Origin of the sequence: Cytobacillus firmus (genome assembly GCF_023715565.1) — a bacterium.
Taxonomy (GTDB): Bacteria; Bacillota; Bacilli; order Bacillales; family Cytobacillaceae; genus Cytobacillus; species Cytobacillus firmus_C.
Genome location: NZ_JAMBOJ010000119.1, coordinates 1 through 2,607, shown reverse-complemented (window position 1 = coordinate 2,607; position 2,607 = coordinate 1). Strand labels below are relative to the sequence as shown.

Below are 2,607 nucleotides of genomic sequence, written 5' to 3'. Positions count from 1 at the left end.
ATCCCGTTGAATTGGATTATGTTTAGAAAGCATATTAATCACCTCAAGCATTGTATTACTTCTATTTTAAATCAAAAAAGACTCCCGACAAGTACGATTTTCATCGAGTTTGTCGACAGTCTGAAGCTGCTGAATAGATCAGCAGCTTATTTCTTGCTTACGCCTGGCTTGTCGTCATAACCAGCAGTGAAAATAGCAGCAAGGAAAGCAACCATTACACCGATAATAATAATTGTACCCATGTATATGTAATCCTCCTTTAGAGTTATCTCAATAGACATGCTTGTAAATATAAGCTTATTATAGCCCAAAAATGAATAACTGTGAATGAAAAGTATGGAGTTTTTTTTACAGTTAGAATCCTTCATCAAAGTATTCGTAACAATTAATTCCCGTAAAAAGTACAAACCAAACTCTTCATAGTTTACGCATGTTCGATTGCCGGTGCGCATAGAGTATATTAATCGTCTCTGATAATGCGACAGGGGGAGGTCCATATGGATATTCTAAAAAAAATTGAGATGTACAGACACGAGGAAGAAAAACTTAAATGGGAAGGGACTTTTGGAGAGTATTTAGAAATTGTCAAAGAGAAGCCATGGGTTGCCCAGTCAGCACATTCGCGGGTATATAATATGATTAAGGATGCCGGTGTCGAAGAAGTGAAAGGCCAAAAACGATACCAATTTTTCAGCAACCAGCTCTTTGGATTAGAGGAAGCATTAGAAAGGCTGGTAGAAGAGTATTTTCACCCTGCTGCCAAACGTCTTGATGTCCGTAAAAGGATCCTTTTATTAATGGGTCCGGTCAGCGGAGGTAAATCAACCTTAGTGACAATGCTTAAGAGAGGTTTGGAGCAATATTCCCACGCTGAAAGGGGCGCGGTCTATGCTATTAAAGGCTGCCCAATGCATGAAGACCCTCTTCATTTAATTCCGCATCACCTCCGCAAGGACTTTTATGACGAGTATGGAATAAGAATTGAAGGAAACCTGTCGCCACTGAATAGTATGCGTCTCGAACAGGAGTATGGCGGCCGCATAGAAGATGTTTTAATTGAACGAATCCTTTTCTCAGAAGACCGCAGGGTGGGGATTGGTACTTTCAGCCCTTCAGATCCAAAATCCCAGGATATTGCTGATCTGACTGGAAGCATTGATTTTTCAACGATTGCTGAATATGGTTCAGAATCCGATCCTCGTGCCTATCGCTTCGACGGGGAACTGAATAAAGCAAACCGAGGTATGATGGAATTCCAGGAAATGCTAAAGTGTGATGAGAAGTTTTTATGGCATTTATTGTCCCTGACTCAGGAAGGCAACTTTAAAGCCGGCCGCTTCGCCCTGATTTCGGCAGATGAGCTAATTGTCGCTCATACAAATGAAACAGAGTATCGGTCATTCATTTCCAATAAAAAGAATGAAGCTTTGCATTCCAGGATCATTGTGATGCCAATCCCATATAATTTAAAGGTTTCAGAGGAAGAGAAGATTTACGATAAAATGATCCGTGAAAGCGATGTTTCCAATGTTCACATTGCACCGCATACTTTAAGAGTGGCAGCGATGTTTACGATTTTAACCCGCATGAAGGATCCGAAAAAAGGCGATATTGATTTAGTTAAGAAAATGCGTTTGTATGATGGAGAGAGCGTTGAAGGGTATAACAGGGCAGATGTGGAAGAATTGAAAAAAGAGCATGCAGATGAGGGCATGAGCGGCATTGATCCGCGTTATGTTATCAACAGGATCTCTTCGACAATCATTCGTAAAAATATCACAAGCATAAATGCGCTGGATGTGCTGCGATCGCTTAAAGAAGGGTTGGATCAGCATCCATCCATTACTCCAGAACTTAAGGAAAGATACCTGAATTTTATTTCTCTGGCCCGCAAAGAGTATGATGATATCGCCAAGAAAGAAGTCCAAAAGGCTTTTGTTTACTCCTATGAAGAATCTGCGAAAACGCTTATGGAGAACTATCTTGATAATGTTGAAGCATACTGCAATAAAGCAAAGCTGCGCGATCCATTAACCGGTGAGGAAATCAGTCCGGATGAAAAGCTGATGCGCTCAATTGAAGAGCAGATCGGCATTTCCGAGAATGCGAAGAAAGCATTCAGGGAGGAAATTCTCATCCGTATCTCCGCTTATGCCAGAAAAGGCAAGCGCTTTGATTATAATTCGCATGACCGCCTGCGTGAAGCCATCCAGAAGAAACTCTTCGCTGACCTGAAGGATGTCGTGAAAATCACAACATCTTCAAAAACGCCGGATGAGCAGCAGCTGAAGAAGGTGAATGAGGTAGTAGCACGTCTAATCGACGAACATGGCTATAACTCCACATCTGCAAACGAACTGCTCCGCTATGTGGGAAGCTTGCTGAATCGATAAATGATAAGCCTGGCAGTGCTGCCAGGCTTATTTTTTAGTATGTAATTAATAGATTTAATAAATATAAAAAAGAGGCTTCGAAAAGCCTCTTTCAGACTGTCGACAAACTCGATGAAAATCGTACTTGTCGGGAGTCTTTTTTGATTTAAAATAGAAGTAATACAATGCTTGAGGTGATTAATATGCTTTCTAAACATAATCCAATTCAACGGGA

Annotated in this window: 2 protein-coding genes; one reads left to right on the top strand and one right to left on the bottom strand. The window is 40.9% G+C overall.

Translation table 11 applies throughout. The features are described 5' to 3' along the window. Positions 1–497: 497 nt before the first annotated feature. Positions 498–2,393 carry a PrkA family serine protein kinase gene (locus M3205_RS24955; RefSeq protein ID WP_251172338.1) on the top strand — a complete coding sequence of 632 codons (1,896 nt, stop codon included), beginning with the start codon at positions 498–500 and terminating at the stop codon, positions 2,391–2,393. Here M3205_RS24955 and M3205_RS24950 read toward each other — a convergent pair. Then, positions 2,366–2,607 (bottom strand): hypothetical protein (locus M3205_RS24950; protein WP_251172337.1); only part of this gene is annotated, 242 nt, incomplete at its 5' end. The genes M3205_RS24955 and M3205_RS24950 overlap by 28 nt on opposite strands.

Excerpts from the sequence above, each read along its gene's own strand:
- M3205_RS24955 (WP_251172338.1), top strand. The coding sequence starts at position 498 with ATGGATATTCTAAAAAAAATTGAGATGTACAGACACGAGGAAGAAAAA.